The organism is Ralstonia pickettii (genome assembly GCF_030582395.1).
GTDB classification, from domain to species: Bacteria; Pseudomonadota; Gammaproteobacteria; order Burkholderiales; family Burkholderiaceae; genus Ralstonia; species Ralstonia pickettii_D.
This window is the reverse complement of the sequence record NZ_CP104381.1, coordinates 1,989,239-2,005,605: the sequence shown is the minus strand read 5'-3', so window position 1 is coordinate 2,005,605 and position 16,367 is coordinate 1,989,239. Positions and strand designations below refer to the sequence as shown.

General features: G+C 64.5%; 19 protein-coding genes. 11 read left to right on the top strand and 8 right to left on the bottom strand.

Features of this window, described 5'->3' with window-relative positions:
- The first annotated feature begins 8 nt into the window (after positions 1-8).
- The 7 genes from N5B55_RS09670 (at position 9) to N5B55_RS09640 (ending at position 5,718) form a co-directional block, all read left to right on the top strand.
- The gene (locus N5B55_RS09670) at positions 9-626 is read left to right on the top strand and encodes a HupE/UreJ family protein (protein ID WP_304538026.1); all 618 of its coding nucleotides are present in this window, start codon (positions 9-11) and stop codon (positions 624-626) included.
- Positions 627-637: 11 nt separating this feature from the next.
- Positions 638-943 (top strand): urease subunit beta, encoded by a 306-nt coding sequence (locus tag N5B55_RS09665; RefSeq protein WP_004630755.1) that lies wholly within the window; start codon positions 638-640, stop codon positions 941-943.
- Between the two features lie 22 nt (positions 944-965).
- Positions 966-2,684 carry an urease subunit alpha gene (ureC, locus tag N5B55_RS09660; RefSeq protein WP_304538025.1) on the top strand — a complete coding sequence of 573 codons (1,719 nt, stop codon included), beginning with the start codon at positions 966-968 and terminating at the stop codon, positions 2,682-2,684.
- A gap of 673 nt (positions 2,685-3,357) precedes the next feature.
- Entirely contained in the window at positions 3,358-4,002 is a 645-nt protein-coding gene (gene ureE / locus N5B55_RS09655) for an urease accessory protein UreE (RefSeq protein WP_304538024.1), read from the top strand.
- A complete protein-coding gene (locus tag N5B55_RS09650; protein ID WP_304539781.1) occupies positions 3,995-4,684 on the top strand; it encodes an urease accessory protein UreF in 690 nt (229 codons plus the stop codon). The genes ureE and N5B55_RS09650 overlap by 8 nt, the downstream gene beginning before the upstream one ends.
- An 11-nt stretch (positions 4,685-4,695) precedes the next feature.
- Positions 4,696-5,322 carry an urease accessory protein UreG gene (gene ureG, locus N5B55_RS09645; protein WP_304538023.1) on the top strand — a complete coding sequence of 209 codons (627 nt, stop codon included), beginning with the start codon at positions 4,696-4,698 and terminating at the stop codon, positions 5,320-5,322.
- A gap of 66 nt (positions 5,323-5,388) precedes the next feature.
- The gene (locus tag N5B55_RS09640; protein WP_304538022.1) at positions 5,389-5,718 is read left to right on the top strand and encodes a hypothetical protein; all 330 of its coding nucleotides are present in this window, start codon (positions 5,389-5,391) and stop codon (positions 5,716-5,718) included.
- A gap of 72 nt (positions 5,719-5,790) precedes the next feature.
- Here the strand turns inward: N5B55_RS09640 and N5B55_RS09635 are convergent, their stop codons facing one another.
- The 4 genes from N5B55_RS09635 to N5B55_RS09620 form a co-directional block, all read right to left on the bottom strand.
- Entirely contained in the window at positions 5,791-6,450 is a 660-nt protein-coding gene (locus N5B55_RS09635) for a methyltransferase family protein (RefSeq protein ID WP_304538021.1), read from the bottom strand.
- A 128-nt stretch (positions 6,451-6,578) separates the two neighbouring features.
- A complete protein-coding gene (locus N5B55_RS09630; RefSeq protein WP_012762282.1) occupies positions 6,579-7,271 on the bottom strand; it encodes a glutathione S-transferase N-terminal domain-containing protein in 693 nt (230 codons plus the stop codon).
- A gap of 169 nt (positions 7,272-7,440) precedes the next feature.
- Positions 7,441-8,700, bottom strand: a complete 1,260-nt coding sequence (locus N5B55_RS09625; RefSeq protein WP_065858826.1) for an acyl-CoA dehydrogenase family protein — start codon at positions 8,698-8,700, stop codon at positions 7,441-7,443.
- An 81-nt stretch (positions 8,701-8,781) separates the two neighbouring features.
- A complete protein-coding gene (locus tag N5B55_RS09620; RefSeq protein WP_304539780.1) occupies positions 8,782-9,219 on the bottom strand; it encodes a PaaI family thioesterase in 438 nt (145 codons plus the stop codon).
- 93 nt (positions 9,220-9,312) lie between these two features.
- Between N5B55_RS09620 and N5B55_RS09615 the strand changes: the two genes are divergently transcribed.
- Both N5B55_RS09615 and N5B55_RS09610 read left to right on the top strand, forming a co-directional pair.
- Positions 9,313-10,257, top strand: a complete 945-nt coding sequence (locus N5B55_RS09615) for a LysR family transcriptional regulator (RefSeq protein ID WP_065858822.1) — start codon at positions 9,313-9,315, stop codon at positions 10,255-10,257.
- Positions 10,258-10,397: 140 nt separating this feature from the next.
- Complete coding sequence (locus N5B55_RS09610) at positions 10,398-11,426, top strand: transporter (protein ID WP_304538020.1); 1,029 nt, start codon at positions 10,398-10,400, stop codon at positions 11,424-11,426.
- A gap of 6 nt (positions 11,427-11,432) precedes the next feature.
- On the opposite strand, the gene N5B55_RS09605 is transcribed toward N5B55_RS09610, so the two are convergent.
- Complete coding sequence (locus tag N5B55_RS09605; RefSeq protein ID WP_304538019.1) at positions 11,433-12,446, bottom strand: LysR family transcriptional regulator; 1,014 nt, start codon at positions 12,444-12,446, stop codon at positions 11,433-11,435.
- A gap of 124 nt (positions 12,447-12,570) precedes the next feature.
- Here N5B55_RS09605 and N5B55_RS09600 point away from each other — a divergent pair, with 124 nt between their 5' ends.
- On the top strand, positions 12,571-13,275 hold the full coding sequence (locus N5B55_RS09600) for an SDR family oxidoreductase (protein ID WP_304538018.1): 705 nt from the start codon (positions 12,571-12,573) through the stop codon (positions 13,273-13,275).
- Entirely contained in the window at positions 13,272-13,673 is a 402-nt protein-coding gene (locus tag N5B55_RS09595; RefSeq protein ID WP_154207104.1) for a glyoxalase, read from the top strand. The genes N5B55_RS09600 and N5B55_RS09595 overlap by 4 nt, the downstream gene beginning before the upstream one ends.
- Before the next feature lie 13 nt (positions 13,674-13,686).
- Here N5B55_RS09595 and N5B55_RS09590 read toward each other — a convergent pair whose 3' ends face one another.
- Genes N5B55_RS09590 through N5B55_RS09580 form a run of 3 tightly spaced genes read right to left on the bottom strand, consistent with a single transcriptional unit; the run spans position 13,687 to position 16,340 of the window.
- A complete protein-coding gene (locus N5B55_RS09590; RefSeq protein ID WP_012762275.1) occupies positions 13,687-14,775 on the bottom strand; it encodes a phosphotransferase in 1,089 nt (362 codons plus the stop codon).
- A gap of 38 nt (positions 14,776-14,813) precedes the next feature.
- On the bottom strand, positions 14,814-15,548 hold the full coding sequence (locus tag N5B55_RS09585) for a histidine phosphatase family protein (protein ID WP_304538017.1): 735 nt from the start codon (positions 15,546-15,548) through the stop codon (positions 14,814-14,816).
- A 12-nt stretch (positions 15,549-15,560) separates the two neighbouring features.
- Entirely contained in the window at positions 15,561-16,340 is a 780-nt protein-coding gene (locus N5B55_RS09580) for an oxepin-CoA hydrolase, alternative type (protein WP_024972502.1), read from the bottom strand.
- Positions 16,341-16,367 lie beyond the last annotated feature (27 nt).

Sequence of the window (16,367 nt, the reverse complement as noted above, 5' to 3'; positions counted from 1 at the left end):
GTCCTGCCATGACGCCTACCCTGTCTCGCTTCGTCCGGCCCGCTGCGGCCATTGCGCTCACGTTTGCCGCCTCCATCGCGTTTGCCCACCCCGGCCACCCTGGCCATACCGCCGAGGGCAGCCTGCTCGCCGGGTTCCTGCATCCGCTCACCGGTGCAGACCATTTGCTGGCGATGGTGGCCGTGGGCGTGTGGAGCGCACTGGCCTTCCGCTCGGTGCGCGATGCGCTGTGGGCGCCCATCGCCTTTGTCGCGTTGATGATCCTGGGCGCGCTGCTCGGCGCCGGCGGGGTGGCGGTGCCGATGGCCGAGCCGATGATCGCCGCATCGCTGCTGGTGTTCGGCCTGCTGATTGCCGCACGCGCCCAGCTGCCGACGTGGGGCGGTGCGCTGCTGTGCGGCGCGTTCGCGCTGTTCCACGGCTATGCGCACGGCACGGAATTCCCCGCAGGGGCGCAGACCATGTTCCCGTATTTCGTCGGCGGCTTTGCCGTGGCGACGGCGCTGCTGCACACCGCCGGTATCGGCGGGGGCTTTGCGCTGAAGCCGCGTCTGGCATGGCTGGCGCGTCTGTCGGGTGTGGGCGTGGCGCTGTATGGTGCCGGCCTGCTCGCGGCAGCTGTGTGAAGGGGCGCGACATGATCCCCGGTGAACTGCTGCCGCAAGACGGCGATCTGGAACTCAATGCAGGCCGCCCCACGGTGACGGTCACGGTGGCAAACACGGGCGATCGCCCGGTGCAGATCGGCTCGCATTATCACTTCTATGAAGTGAACGACGCGCTGCGCTTTGACCGCGAAGCTGCGCGCGGCTTTCGGCTGAACATCGCCGCCGGCACGGCCGTGCGCTTCGAGCCGGGGCAGGAGCGCACGGTCGAGCTCGTGGCGCTGGCCGGTGACCGCGTGGTCTACGGCTTTGCCGGCCGAGTGATGGGCAAGCTGTGAAGTCGACCCAGAAGGAACGGACATGACACTCAACATCACCCGCCGCGCCTATGCGGAAATGTTCGGCCCCACGACGGGCGACCGCCTGCGTCTGGCCGACACCGACCTCATCGTCGAAGTTGAACGCGACTTCACCATCTACGGCGAGGAAGTGAAATTCGGCGGCGGCAAGGTCATCCGCGACGGCATGGGACAGAGCCAGCGCGAATCGAAAGACTGCGCTGACACCGTCATCACCAACGCGCTGATCATCGACCACTGGGGCATCGTCAAGGCTGACATCGGCCTGAAGCACGGCCGCATCTCGGCGATCGGCAAGGCGGGCAATCCGGACATCCAGCCGAGCGTGACGATCGTCATCGGCCCCGGCACCGAGATCATCGCGGGCGAGGGCATGATCGTCACCGCCGGCGGTGTCGATACGCACATCCACTTCATCTGCCCGCAGCAGATCGACGAAGCGCTGAACAGCGGCGTGACGACGATGATCGGCGGCGGCACTGGCCCCGCCACCGGTACCTACGCCACCACCTGCACGCCGGGCCCGTGGTACATGCAGCGCATGCTGCAGTCGGCCGACGCATACCCGATGAACATCGGCTTTCTGGGCAAGGGCAATGGCAGCCTGCCGGGCGCGCTGCGCGAGCAGATCGACGCGGGTGCCATCGGCCTGAAGCTGCACGAGGACTGGGGCTCCACGCCCGCCGCCATCGATTGCTGCCTGGGCGTGGCGGACGACACCGACACGCAGGTCGCCATCCATACCGATACGTTGAACGAGTCGGGCTTCGTTGAAGCGACCGTCGCCGCGTTCAAGGGGCGCACGATCCACACGTATCACACGGAAGGCGCGGGCGGCGGACACGCACCCGACATCATCCGCGTGTGCGGCGAATCGAACGTGCTGCCATCGTCCACCAACCCGACGCGGCCCTTCACCGTCAACACGCTGGACGAGCATCTGGACATGCTGATGGTGTGCCATCACCTCGATGCGTCCATCGCCGAAGACATTGCCTTTGCCGAGAGCCGCATCCGCCGCGAGACCATCGCCGCCGAAGACATCCTGCATGACCTGGGTGCGTTCTCGATGATCTCCAGCGACTCGCAGGCGATGGGCCGCGTGGGCGAAGTCGTGCTGCGCACTTGGCAGACCGCGCACAAGATGAAGGTGCAGCGCGGCAAGCTCGCTGGCGACCCGAACGACTCGCGCGGCGGACACGACAACTTCCGCGTGAAACGCTACGTGGCCAAGTACACGATCAACCCCGCGCTCACACACGGCATTGCGCACGAAGTCGGCTCGGTTGAAGTCGGCAAGTGGGCAGACCTCGTGCTGTGGAAGCCAGCGTTCTTTGGCGTGAAGCCGAGCCTGATCTTGAAGGGCGGGATGATTGCCTCTGCGGCGATGGGCGATGCGAATGCGTCGATTCCGACACCGCAGCCGGTTCACTATCGGCCGATGTTTGGGGCGGCGGGTGGGGCGCTGGGGCGGACGTCGTTGAGCTTTTTGTCGCAGTCTGCGGCCGCTGCTGGGGTGGCGGAGCAGTATGGGCTGGCTAAGACCACCGCGGTGGTCAAAGGCACGCGTACCGTGACCAAGGCGCACATGATCCATAACGACTGGCAGCCGGATATTTCTGTGGATCCGGAGACGTATCAGGTGGTGGCGGATGGGACTGTGTTGACTTGCGAGCCGGCGGAGGTGTTGCCTATGGCGCAGAGGTATTTTTTGTTTTGAGTTTTTTTGGGGTTGGGGCTTGGTGGTTCATCCCTTGTTTCATCCCCTGCCGGGGCTGACCTACTTTTCTTTGTCTTGCCAAAGAAAAGTAGGCAAAAGAAAGGCGCGCCCGAGATGGCGACTTCCCCTTGAATTTATGTAACCGGGCGGGGAAGGAGGCAAACTCGCTTCGCTCAGACAGGCCTCCTTCCTTTATCCGCCCGCTTACAGAAATTCAAGGCGCCATCTAGGGCAGGAACGTCAACGGCCACACCGGCGGGGAACTGAGGTGAGTGCCAGGACTCGATGAGTGCGAGTGCGAGTGCGAGTGCGAGTGCGAGTGCGAGTGCGAGTGCGAGTGCGAGTGCGAGTGCGAGTGCGTGCAAGTGCAAGTGCGTGCGATGGGTCCAAACGTACAACGGAGTAGCGCACGGACAGAAGATTGTGTGCTTTACCCCTGCCCTAGATGGCACCTTGAATTTTCGTAAGCGGGCGGAAACAAGACGGGAAACTGTTTGAGCGAAGCGAGTTTTTCCCGTCTCCGTCCGGTTACGAAAATTCAAGGGATGGGTCGCCATCTCGGGCGCGCCTTTCTTTGCTTACTTTCTTTGGCAAGACAAAGAAAGTGAGTCGCCCCCGGCAGGGGGTGAAACCACGGATGGCCCGCCCGCAAAATCATGAACGAATACTGACCATGCTCTCCATCAACAAACACCTCCCCGCGCCGCACGGCCTGGCCCCCGTGCTGGTCAAGCGCGCACCCAACCTGGTACTCCCATTCCTGGAGCGCAGCCGCAGCCGCCTGCGCGCCACCCTCGACGATGGCCGTGACGTGGCCGTCGTGCTGCCGCGCGGCACCGTCATGCGCGGCGGTGATGTGCTGGTCGCTGAAGACGGCACGCTGGTTGAAGTACAGGCCGCACCGGAGCACGTCCTGCGTGTGACGAGCGCCAACCGCCTCGCCTTGATGCGTGCTGCCTACCACCTCGGCAATCGCCACACACCCGTGCAGGTCAGCGCAGATGCGCTGCAGCTCGAAGCCGATCCAGTGCTCGAAGACATGCTCGTACGCCTGGGCGTGACCGTCGCGCATGTAGAGGCGCCGTTCGAGCCGGAGGCGGGCGCCTATGGCGGCGGCCATCGTCACGGCCACGATGCGACGTTCGAAGAGGACTACGCGGCCGCGCAGGCGCTGTATCACGAGCACCACGGGCACGATCATGGTCACAGTCACGCGCATGACCACGACCATGGTCACTCGCATAGCCACGATCACGATCACGACCACGGCCATGTCCACGGGCCCGGCTGCGGCCATCACCACCATCACCATGACTAACGCGGCGCAGCTCACCGCCTTGCTGCATCTCGCGTCCCCGGCGCTGCCGGTGGGCGCGTTCAGCTATTCGCAAGGGCTGGAAGCGGCGGTGGACGTCCGGCACGTGGCCGATGAGGCGTCGGCTGCGGCGTGGATTGCCGAGGGCCTCGACGTGCTGGCCGCCTGCGAGGCACCGCTGTGGCTGCTGCAGTTTGCCGACTGGCAGGCGGGCCGCTTCGATGCCGTGGCCGAGCGCGATGCGTGGTTTCTCGCCACCCGCGAGACGCGCGAGCTGCGGCTCGAAACGTCTCAGATGGGCTGGTCGCTCAATCGCCTTATCCAGCAGATGGAATGGGGCGATGCCTCACTGCGCAGCGCATTGGCTGCGCGTGCTTCCGTGACGTTTCCAACGGCCTTTGCCGCCGCCGCTGCCGCGCTGAATGTCGACCCGCGCGATGGGGTGACGGCGTACTGCTTTGCCTGGGTCGAAAACCAGATGGCGGCGGCGGTGAAGGCCGTTCCGCTCGGGCAGGCTGCGGGGCAGCGCATTCTCTTCGGTCTGCACGCTGGCGTGGCCCATGCGGTGGAAGAGGCGACGCGTCGTGCGGCATCTCATCCGCCCGAACTGTCTACGTTTTCACCGGGGCTGGGCGTGTTGTCCGCCCGGCATGAAACGCAATATTCACGACTCTTTCGATCCTGAACCTGATCATCATGCGAACCAAGAAACTTCCAGCCCTGCGCGTTGGCGTGGGTGGCCCGGTGGGCTCCGGCAAGACCACGCTGCTCGAAATGCTCTGCAAGGCCATGCGCGAGCGCTACGACCTCGTGGCGATCACCAACGACATCTACACGAAGGAAGATCAGCGGCTGCTGACCATCTCCGGCGCACTGCCAGCCGAACGGATCATGGGTGTCGAAACGGGCGGCTGCCCGCACACGGCCATCCGTGAAGATGCGTCGATCAACCTCGAAGCGGTGGATCGCATGCTCTCGAAGTTTCCGGATGCGGATGTGGTCTTTATCGAGTCGGGCGGTGACAACCTCGCAGCGACGTTCAGCCCCGAGCTGTCGGACCTGACCATCTACGTGATCGACGTGGCGGGCGGGGAGAAGATCCCGCGCAAGGGCGGCCCCGGCATCACCAAGTCGGACCTGCTGATCATCAACAAGACGGACCTGGCGCCGTACGTTGGCGCGTCGCTGGAGGTGATGGAAAGCGACACCTGCAAGATGCGCGGCGATCGGCCGTTCGTGATGTGCAACCTGCGGGCGCAGGGTGGGGTGGATGAAGTGATCCGTTTTATTGAGAAACAGGGGATGCTGACGGCGGCTGCCTGAAACTGCGGCACTTGTGGGTGTCGCGCTCAGTCAAAAGCACTCACGCATGCGTTGCGGAGGTGGGTGATGAAGGCGTTGCATTCTGTAGCCGTGATGACGTGGGTCTTGAGCGCGGCGGCCTGTACGCCGACCATCGACGGGCCTTACTACACGATGGATGTGCGGCTGGCCAATGGGAAACCTGTGCGGTGTGCGGTGAATCAACCGGTGCGCTTGCCGGTGCCGCCGCCGGAGCCATTGACGGTGCGGGAGCGTAACGAGGCCGAAGTATTGGCGACACAACCGCTGCGGATGCAGACGGGGCCCCGGTCGCCGTATCCGACCGTCTACACCGCCCCGGACGTGCAGTGCTTTGCGTTGCCCCGGTCTGGCGATCAGGTGTCTTCTGTCATGTAGCGTCGGAGCGTCCGCGCCACATGGGCGCATGCAATCGCGCGACAACGATCGCCAGCATGATGATGAACGGCATCAATAGAGGCCGGGAATGAGGCGCCACGTCCGGGCGCGGTAGGCGTCGTACTCCGCGCCGAACTGCGAGTGCAGGAGGGCTTCTTCTGCACGCATGCGCGCCACCAATGGTGGAATCAGCAAGAGCGTCAGCACCACACCGGCCAGTGCCCGGAACGTCAGTCCCCAACCCAGCGTGCCGATCAGCAACCCCAGGTAGCTCGGGTTGCGCACGTATTGGTAGATACCGCCGGTCACAAGCGTATGGCCGGGCTGGATCGCGACCAGTCCGCTGAATCGATTGCCCAGCACATACACCGGCCACACACGCAACGCGCCGCCTGCGGCGTAGAGCACGACACCCAGCCAACGTACGGCATCGCCATCGATGCACCAGAGGTTGAGCCGGTCTGTGTACGCCGGCAGCCATGCACTGGCGAAGCCGATCACGCCAAACACCGGCAGCACCCAGCGGTTGGATCGATCCTCACGTTCTCCGGGGCTGAGGTTGCCGCCAGCGAGCAAGGCGGCGATGGCCAGCAATACCGTGATCACCACAAGTACGACGCGTGCGGGATGGGCCAGGAATGCGCCCACGCCACCCGAACCGAGCGCGGCAAGTCCGAGATAAACCGCGATGGACACCGCAGCCGCGAGGCCCATTTTGAGTGAGGCTGCCATAGCGTTTGTGTGGGATCGCGTGAATGGAGTGGAGCCAGTGTAGGCCGCTCGCCCGCGCCCCGCATTGACGACTTTCAAAAAAAACAGGCCGCATCTCGCAGCCTGTCTTTCGATGCGAAGACGCGGAATCAGCGCCGCGCGTACTGCGTCGCGCCGAAAAGGATTTCCTTCGCCTTGTCGTCCTGCACAGCCGGCCGCTCCTTGGCCAGCACCTTTACCGCGCGCTGCACGGCGGGCCGTTCTTCAATGGCTTCGAACCAGCGCTGCAGCTTCGGGAAATCCGACAGCTCGATTCCCTGATTCTTCCAGCTGCGCAGCCAGGGCCACGTCGCCATATCGGCGATGGAATAGTCCGCACCACCGAGGAATTTCGATTCGCCCAGGCGCTTGTCGATCACGCCGTACAGACGCTTGGCCTCGTTCGTATAACGGTTGACTGCGTACTCGATCTTCTCAGGCGCGTAGATGCGGAAGTGGTGCGCCTGGCCGAGCATCGGGCCGACGCCGCCCATCTGGAACATCAGCCACTGCAGCACTTCGTATTTACCGCGCACGTCGTCGGGCAGGAACTTGCCGGTCTTGCCTGCGAGGTACAGCAGGATCGCGCCCGATTCGAAGAGCGAGATCGGTTTGCCGTCGGGGCCATCCTGATCGACGATGGCTGGGATCTTGTTGTTGGGGCTGATCTTGAGGAAGTCGGGCTTGAACTGGTCGCCGGCGCCGATGTTGATGCCGTGAACGCGGTAAGGCAGCTCGCATTCTTCCAGCATGATGTGCACTTTGTGCCCGTTGGGCGTGGCCCAGCTATAGACGTCGATCATCGAGTTGGCTCCTTGGCTTCTGGCCGGGAAGAGAGGTGCGGGCCACCAGCAGCCCGCAAAGTGTTCCATTCCAGCACAGAACGCAAAAGCGCGCAGACGCCGGGCAGAGGGCAAAAAAATCCCCGCTCAAGGCGGGGTTAAGGAGTGAACGGTACAGCCGTGCGTCAGGTCAGGCGCCGCGTGTGACCGGCATGTCGACCACGTCTTTCAGGTGCAGATGCTTGGCCAGTTCCAGCTTGGCGATGGCCGCGCGGTGCACTTCGTCCGGGCCATCGGCCAGGCGCAGCGTGCGTTGGTGCGCATAGGCCGACGCCAGCGGGAAATCCCCCGACACGCCGCCGCCGCCGTGTGCCTGGATCGCCCAGTCGACGATCTGGCAGGCGATGTTCGGGGCCACGACCTTGATCATCGCGATTTCGGCCTTGGCGACCTTGTTGCCGACGGTGTCCATCATGTACGCGGCCTTGAGCGTCAGCAGACGGGCCTGCTCGATCATGCAGCGCGCTTCGGCAATGCGTTCGTGCCAGACGCTGTGCTGTGCGATGGCCTTGCCGAATGCGATGCGCGACGACAGACGCTTGCACATCAGCTCCAACGCGCGCTCGGCCACGCCGATGCTGCGCATGCAGTGGTGGATACGGCCCGGGCCCAGGCGGCCTTGAGCGATCTCGAAACCGCGGCCTTCACCCAGGAGGATGTTGCCCACCGGCACGCGCACATCTTTCAGGTCGACTTCCATGTGGCCGTGCGGCGCATCGTCGTAACCGAACACCGACAGCGGGCGCATGACGGTGATACCCGGCGCGTTGGCCGGCACTACGATCATCGATTGCTGCTCGTGGCGGCCCGCATCCGGGTTGGTCTTGCCCATGACGATGTAGACGGCGCAGCGCGGGTCGCCGGCGCCCGACGACCACCACTTGCGGCCGTTGATGACGTATTCGTCGCCTTGGCGTTCGATGCGGCATTCGATGTTGGTGGCGTCCGACGAGGCCACGGCCGGCTCGGTCATCAGGAAGGCCGAGCGGATCTCGCCGCGCAGCAGCGGTTCGAGCCAGCGGTCTTTCAGTTCTTCGGACGCGTAGCGCTCCAGCGTTTCCATGTTGCCGGTGTCGGGCGCGGAGCAGTTGAACACTTCCGGCGCCCAGGGCACGCGGCCCATGATTTCGCACAGCGGCGCGTATTCGAGGTTCGACAGCCCTTCGGGTGCGCGCGGCGAACGCGGCAGGAACAGGTTCCACAGCCCGGCCTTGCGTGCCAGCGGCTTGAGTTCTTCGATCACCTTGGTCGGGATCCACGCGTTGCCGGCACGGCGGTTGGCCTCGATTTCTTCGTGGAAGCGGAGCTCGTTCGGATAGATGTGCTGGTCAAAGAATTCAAGCAGGCGTGCCTGCATGTCCTTGACCTTGGGCGTGTAATCGAAATTCATGGTGTCTCCTCAGTACATCGAACAAGCGCCTTGAACGGGCAACCCTCAACTCAGTTCAGACCAGACGCGCTCGGCCATGCGTCAAATACGCCCGCCGAGCACGGCAAACACGGCACTCGCGCGCGCAATCAACCGGTCGCCGCGATGGAAGAGGGCCTGCGCAAAGGCCAGCTTGCTGCCGGTGCGCAACCCTTTCGGGGTGATCTCAATCCAGTCGCCTTCTCCGGCAGAGGCGATGAAATCCACCGTCAGGCTGGCAGTCGACATGGCCAGCGCGCCGCCGGTGCCTTCGCCGGGTTCGGCCAAGCAATAACCGAGCGCTGCATCGGCCAGCGATGCCACCACGCCGCCATGCAGAATGCCGCGCCGATTCAGGTGGTGATGCTGTACATGAAAACCCATCACCATCGACGCGCCCATTCCCTTGGCATACACCGGCCCCAGCATCGTCAGGAAAGGGCTCGGCTTGTTCAGCAGAAGAAAGCCTGGGGGAACGGCGAGATCGGGGGATGTGGTCATGGCGCGTGGCGCAACTCCCAAATGGTGTCCGCAGAATAAGCCTTCGCCTACAATAAGAGAAATGAATTTCGTAGATTGCGGTCCATCAATTTCATGCATATATCGCGCGTCGACCTGAACCTGTTCGTCGTCTTCGACGCCATTTACACGGAAGGCGGGATCACGGCGGCCGCTCGCACGCTCAACTTGACGCAACCGGCGGTAAGCCACGCGCTCGGGCGTCTGCGCGAGTTGTTTGATGATCCATTGTTCGAGCGGCGCGGGCAGGGCATGGTGCCGACGCCTCTGGCGCGCACGCTCATCGCCGAGGTGCGCTCCGCGCTGCAGGGCTTCGAGCGCACGTTGCGCGAGGGCACGCGGTTCGACCCGGCCACGAGTGAGCGCCGCTTCACGTTGTCGATGCGCGATGCGCTGGAAGCCACGCTGCTGCCGCCGCTCATGGCCGCCATTGCCAAGGAGGCACCGCGCATCGACGTGACGACCGTGCGCGGAGACCGCCGGCAGCTCGAAACCGAGCTGCTGGCCGGCACCATCGATGCGGCGGCGGACATTCTGCTGCCGGCATCTCCGGCCATCCGGCACGCGCCCTTACTGACCGACCCGATGGTGGTGCTGGCGCGCCCCGGCCATCCCATTGCAAATGAACCCCTGACGCTGGAGCGCTACCTCGCATGCGAACACGTGCACGTATCGTCCCGACGCCGCGGGGCGGGGCTGGAGGATGTGGAGCTGCGCCGCCTCGGGCACGAGCGGCGCGTACGGCTGCGTTGTCAGCATTACCCGGCAGCCTGCCGCGTAGTGAGCTGTACCGACCTGCTTGCGACGTTGCCGATCCGCTACGCGCGCATCGCCAACGAGCCGTATGGCAACGTGATGTTGCCGCTGCCGTTCAACGTGCAGCCGCTTGAGCTGTACCTGTACTGGCACACGAACAGCGACCAGGATGCCGCCAGCCGCTGGCTGCGCGACCACGTGTTCGCAGCGATGGCAGAGGTGGCCCTGGACGACACCGTGGCGGCATTCGCAGACGGGCGTTGACGAACGCCGGGGCGGACGCAATCATCGGGGCTGCGCAGCGCAGATGGCGTAACCACGCCGGTTTATGACAGATTGATGGCATTTGCTATTCGACTGTCCGGCGGCCGCGCTTCCCGGCAAACTGTCTTCCCTTCTGATGTATGACTGCGACTGCGTCCGCGATCAGCTTCCAATCCGACAATACCGGCTTCATCTGCGGTTTTCGTTTCGAACCGGGCAAGCCGGGCGTTGCGCTGGATTCGTCCGAGATCGCGGATGCCCTCCAGCATGTGGAAGGCGAGGGTGCCCAGGACGCCTTCATCTGGCTGCATTTCAACCTATCGCGGGCGGGGTGCCTGCGCTGGCTGCAAAGCCATCTCGAGCTGCCGGAGCCTTTCCTCGAGTTGCTGGGCGAGGAGGCCCATTCCACGCGCATCGAGCAGCAGGACGGCGCGCTCGTCGCCGTCTTCAATGACGTGATCTTCGATTTCGAGCGCACGCCCACGCAGGTGGCAACGCAGTGGGTCTACGCACACCGGCGCCTGCTGGTGACGTTGCGCCGCAAGCCATTGCATTCGGTCGACCGGTTGCGCGAGTGCGTTCGCAGCGGTGAGACGTTCCGCTCGCCAGCCGATCTGCTGGGCCATTTGATGTGCGATCAGGCTGACCTGATGACGCAGATCGTCCGCACGACGGGCATCGATATCGACCGCATCGAAGACCGTTTTCTTGCGTCGAAGATCACGTCAGGGCGCCAGGAGCTTGCGGGGACGCGCCGCGTGCTGGTGCGGCTTCAGCGCATGCTGGCACCCGAGCCCGGTTCGGTCTTTCGCTTGCTGGCGCGACCGCCGGCGTGGCTGCATCCGGAAGATGTGCAGCAATTGCGCGAGTCCACCGAGGAGTTTTCCGTCGTGCTGCGCGACATGAGCGGCCTGATCGAACGCATCAAGCTGCTGCAGGAAGAGGTGATCGCGCGTCTGGACGAGCAGAACAACCGGACGCTGTTCACGCTGACGCTGGTAACCGTGCTGGCATTGCCCATCAATATCGTCGCAGGGCTCTTCGGCATGAACGTGGGTGGCGTGCCGCTGGCCGACAACCACCACGGCTTCTGGCTGATGGTGGGGCTGGTGGCGGCGTTTACCGTGATCGTTGCGTGGTGGGTGGTCCGCCGCCGCAACAACCAGTAAGCACACCTACGTGTTCGCGGCGACGGCCGGCTTGGTTTTTGTCGCCTTGGTCGCCTTGGCCTCCCGGGGTGCCCTGACCGGTTTTTGCGATGCCGCTGCCGCCTGTGCGGACGGGAACGGGTAACGCGCGCTGAACTCCGCAAAGCGGGCGGCGAGAAAATCCGCACACGCCGTCAGTCGCGCCGGTCGATGGCGACGCGCAAGGGCGACAAGCTGCAGCGGCGTGGGCGCATGGCTCCATGCCGGCAATGCCACCTCCAGACGGCCGGCGCACACGTCTTGCGCGACATCCAACCATGATTTGAATGCCAGGCCACGCCCGGCGACGGCCCAGTCGCGCACCACGGCGCCGTCGTCGCATTGGAAACCGCCGCGCACGTCGATCGGGGCGGGGCCGCTGGCGTGCGTGAGTTGCCAGCGCGTGACGGGCTCGCCGTTGCGCAGGAGGATCAGGCAGCGATGGTCGGCGAGGTCGCTCGGGTGTGCGGGCCGGCCATGCTGCCGGAAGTACGACGGCGCGCCCACGATCACGCGCGGATGCGACGCCAACGGCCGCCGCACCAGCGCCGAATCCTGCAGATTCCCATAGCGCAGCGCGAAGTCGAGGTCTTCGCGCATCAGGTCGGCCAGCCGGTCGCCCAGCACCAGCGTGATCCGCACGCCGGGGTGCTCATCGCAGAACGCGTCGAGCCAAGGGCGCAGGATGTGCCGGCCCAGATCTGATGTGGCGGCAATGCGGATGGGGCCGGACAGCTCCGTGCGATCCTGCCCCAGGCTTTCCGCGCCTTCGTCCAGGGCTTCCAGCGCCTGTCTGGCATAGCCTAGATAGCGCTGACCGGCTTCGGTGGGGCGCATGCTGCGCGTGGTGCGCTCAAACAGGCGGGCGCCGAGTTCGGTCTCCACGCGCTTGAGCGCCGCGCTGGCGGTGGCGGGCAGCCAGCCGAGCTGGCGCGCGGCGGCGGAAAGGTTGCCGGCGTCAGCAATGCGCACGAGCAGGCGGAGGTCGTCGAGGGCGATCATTGTCAAAGCGGATTTGGAGAATCATCAAAGCATAGCTGGATTATCTTGCTTTTGTTTGATGAAACAATGGCCCCAATCGATTGACGGTTTTTTCTTCTACTTCTCACAGCAAAGGAGCATTGGCATGACTTCGAAGACCTTGCAGGACCAGTCGGTGGTGGTGTTGGGCGGTACGACCGGTATTGGGCAGGGCGTGGCCCGCGCGGCGGCAGCGGAAGGGGCCCGCGTGACGGTGCTGGGCCGCTCGGCCAAGGCGGATGATGGCATCCGGGGCATTGCCGTCGATGCAAACGACACGGCGTCGCTGGCCGCCGCGCTGGCGCAGGCTGCGGGCGCTGGAAAGATCGACCACCTTGTCATCACCATCGGCTCGCGCACGAGCCCGCCGCCGTTTGCCTCGCTGCAACGTGCCGACCTCGAGCAGGCCTTTGGCACCAAGTTGTTTGCCGCACTGATGGCGGTGCAGGCTGCGTTGCCGTATCTGGCGGACAACGCATCGATTACGCTCACCTCGGGCCTGCTCTCGCGCAAGGCGACGGCAACCGGTTTGCTGCGTGGCTCGATCAATGCTGCAGTGGAAGCCGCCGCCAAGAACCTGGCGAAGGAACTCGCACCGCGCCGCGTCAACGTGATCAGCCCGGGCGTGGTCGATACGGACGTGTGGGGCGCCCCGGCCGATCGACAAGCCATGCTCGCGCGCATCGGCAGCGGCTTGCCAGTCGGTCGTGTCGGCACGCCGGATGATCTGGCCCAGGGCTACCTGCTGGCCATGACCAACGGCTTCATGACCGGCGCAATCATCGACATTGAAGGAGGCGGTTTGCTATGACGACTGACAGCGATTGGACCTTCGACCATGTGAACTTTCACGTGGCAGGAGATGCACCCATCCTGAAATTTTTCGCCGATGTGCTCGGCTGGAAACCGGGCCCGCGCCCGGCGTTTCCGTTTCCCGGCACGTGGCTGTATCAAAACGACGATGCGCTCGTCCACCTCGTGACGCAGGAGGGGGATACGCCGGAACTGCTGTTTTCGCACATCGCATTCCGCACCCGGAAAGATGCGGCCGACGTGCTGGCCGCTGTGCGGGAGAGCAGCATGCCGCACCAGGTCAGAAAACACCCCGCGCGGCCTGCTGCACAGATCTTCGTGCAGTTGCCGGGCGGGGTGGTGCTGGAGCTGGAGGCGCCAATGTCGGGTCCGCTGGAAGCGGCGCGCGAGTACTAGTAAAGCCGCGGCGTCAGGCTCCGGCCTGCTGCGCGTACTTCCAGCCCAGTTCGGCCATCGGGCGGGCGCGCTTGCCGGCCTCCATCGCCTGCGCCGACGATGCCGTGCCATCCACCACGCGCTTCATGATCCCCTGCAGGATGCCGGCAATGCGGAACATGTTGTAGGCGAGGTAGAAGTTCCAGTCGCCCGTGATGCGGCGGCCGGTGCGTTCCTCGTATTGGCGGATGTACTCGGCTTCGGTGGGAATGCCGAGTGCCGCGAAGTCGAGTCCTGCCACGCCGCGGAATTGGCCCGGCTCGATGTGCCAGCTCATGCAGTGGTAGCTGAAGTCAGCCAGCGGATGGCCCAGCGTCGACAGTTCCCAATCCAGGATGGCCAGCACGCGCGGCTCGGTCGGGTGGAAGATCAGGTTGTCGAGCCGGTAGTCGCCGTGAACGATGCTGGTGATTTCCTCGGCTTCCTGCGGCACGTGCTTGGGCAGCCATTCGATCAGGTTGTCCATGGCCGGAATCGACTCGGTTTCCGACAGCTTGTATTGCTTGCTCCAGCGCTCGATCTGACGCGCGAAATAGTTGCCGGGTTTGCCGTAGTCGGCCAGGCCGATGGCGGCGTAGTCCACAGTGTGCAACGCAGAGATGACGCGGTTCATCTCGTCATAGATCGCGCTGCGCTCGGCAGGCGCCATGCCGGGCAGGGCCTGATCCCACAGCACGCGGCCCTGTACGAACTCCATGATGTAGAAGGCGCGGCCGATCACGGCTTCGTCTTCGCACAGCGCATACATCTTGGCGACGGGGACGTCGGTCTTGGCGAGCGCATCCATCACCCGATATTCGCGTTCGATCGCGTGCGCGGACGGCAGCAGCTTCGCCTTCGGGCCGGGCTTGGCGCGCATCACGTACGTGCGCGACGGCGTGATCAGCTTGAACGTCGGGTTCGACTGGCCGCCCTTGAACTGTTCAACCGTGAGCGGGCCGGCAAAGCCGTCCACATGTTCGCGCATCCACGCTTCCAGCGCGCCGATGTCGAACTTCTGCTGTTCTGCCACGGGGCGCGTGCCCTCGAAGGCCGAGAAATCCTGCTGGTCCGTTTGTGCCATGGGTGTGTCTCCGAATCTTGTTGTGTGTCGAGGAAAGTTCAGGTCGGTTGCCGATGGCGAAGGTATTGCTGCAGCAGCACCTCCATCGTCGTCAGTCGTGAGCCGACATGCGTTGGCGAAGGCGCCGAAAAATTGCTCATGCGCAGCACCCAGTCGGTCGGGGCTTGGCCGACATCGAGCACGTTGATACAGCCGGCGGTCTGCGCGAGGCTGCCGAAGAACACGCGCTCGCCCCCGGTGATGGCGTGCGAGAGGATCGCGCGGTTGGTGCCGCCATGCAGCACCAGCAGCACGGTGTCCCAGTCCGTTTGCGCGCGCAGGCGGGCGATGGCTGGAATAACACGGTCAAGAAATTCACCGATGCTTTCTCCGTTGAGAAAACGCCGGTCTTCGGACACCGTGCCCTCAAACGCGCCGATGAAAGCCTGCGCGAGTTCGTGCTCGGGAATTTCCGCCAGCTTGCCGCCGCGGATTTCCTGCAGCTCGGGCCAGTGTTCAAGCGCGATGCCGCGTTCCTGCATCGCGGGCATCTCGGCCAGCACGCGCTGCGCGGTTTCCACCGTGCGCGGCAGGCCGCTGACGATCACGCGGTCGAAGACGATGCCCTCGGCCGCAAAGATCTTGCCGGCAGCGGTGGTTTGGCTGCGGCCGAGTTCGTTGAGCGGGACGGCCTCGGGCGAGGGAACAGGGCGGCCGGTTTCGTCAAAGTACGTCACGGCGCCATGACGCATCAGATAGACGCGCCGGCGCTGGGGTGTCGGGAAGGGAACCATGCGGGCCGGAAATCAGCGGTATTGAGGTTTGCGCTTTTGCAGGAACGCCGAGATGCCTTCGTTGCCGTCGGCGTGGTGCAGCGCTTCGACAAAGCTGTGCTGCTCGGCCTTGAGGTGGTCGTGCAGCGAGGCGTCTTCGGCGTGGGCGATCAGGCCCTTGATGCGGCCCACTGCGTGCGGCGATTGCGCAGCGAGTTTTTCCGCCAGTGCCAGCGCCTGGTCCAGCGCCTCGCCGGGTTTGACGACCTCATTGATGAGGCCGAAGTGCGCGAGCCGCTCCGCGCTGACAGGCTTGCCGAGCATGATGATTTCGCTCGCCAGCGGGCGCGGCAGGAAGCGCGCGATGTGCCACGAGCCCCCGCCGTCCGGCGTCAGCGCGACGTTCACATACGCCATCACGAACTTCGCGTCCGACGCGGCAATCGCAAAGTCGCAAGCCAGTACCAACGAGAAACCGGCGCCTGCCGCTGGGCCCTCCACTGCGGCAATTACGGGCTTGGGAAACGTGCGGATTGTCTCGATCCAGTGGTTGAGCGCGTCGATGCCTTCTTCTTGAACGCTGCGCGGCTTGCTACGGTTTTCCAGCAGGCGGTTCAGATTGCCGCCCGCACAGAAGGCGTTGCCGTCGCCCGTGAAGATGACGGCACGGATCTCGTTGTCAGTGACGGCACGGTCGAGCGCTTCCATCGACGCGGTGTACATCACCGGGTCCAGCGCGTTGCGCGCGTCAGGGTTGGACAGCGTCAGCACCAGCGTCGAGCCGATGCGTTTGGAGAGCAATTGCGCGGTCATGGCGGCCTCGTCAGGGTAAGCGGCAAT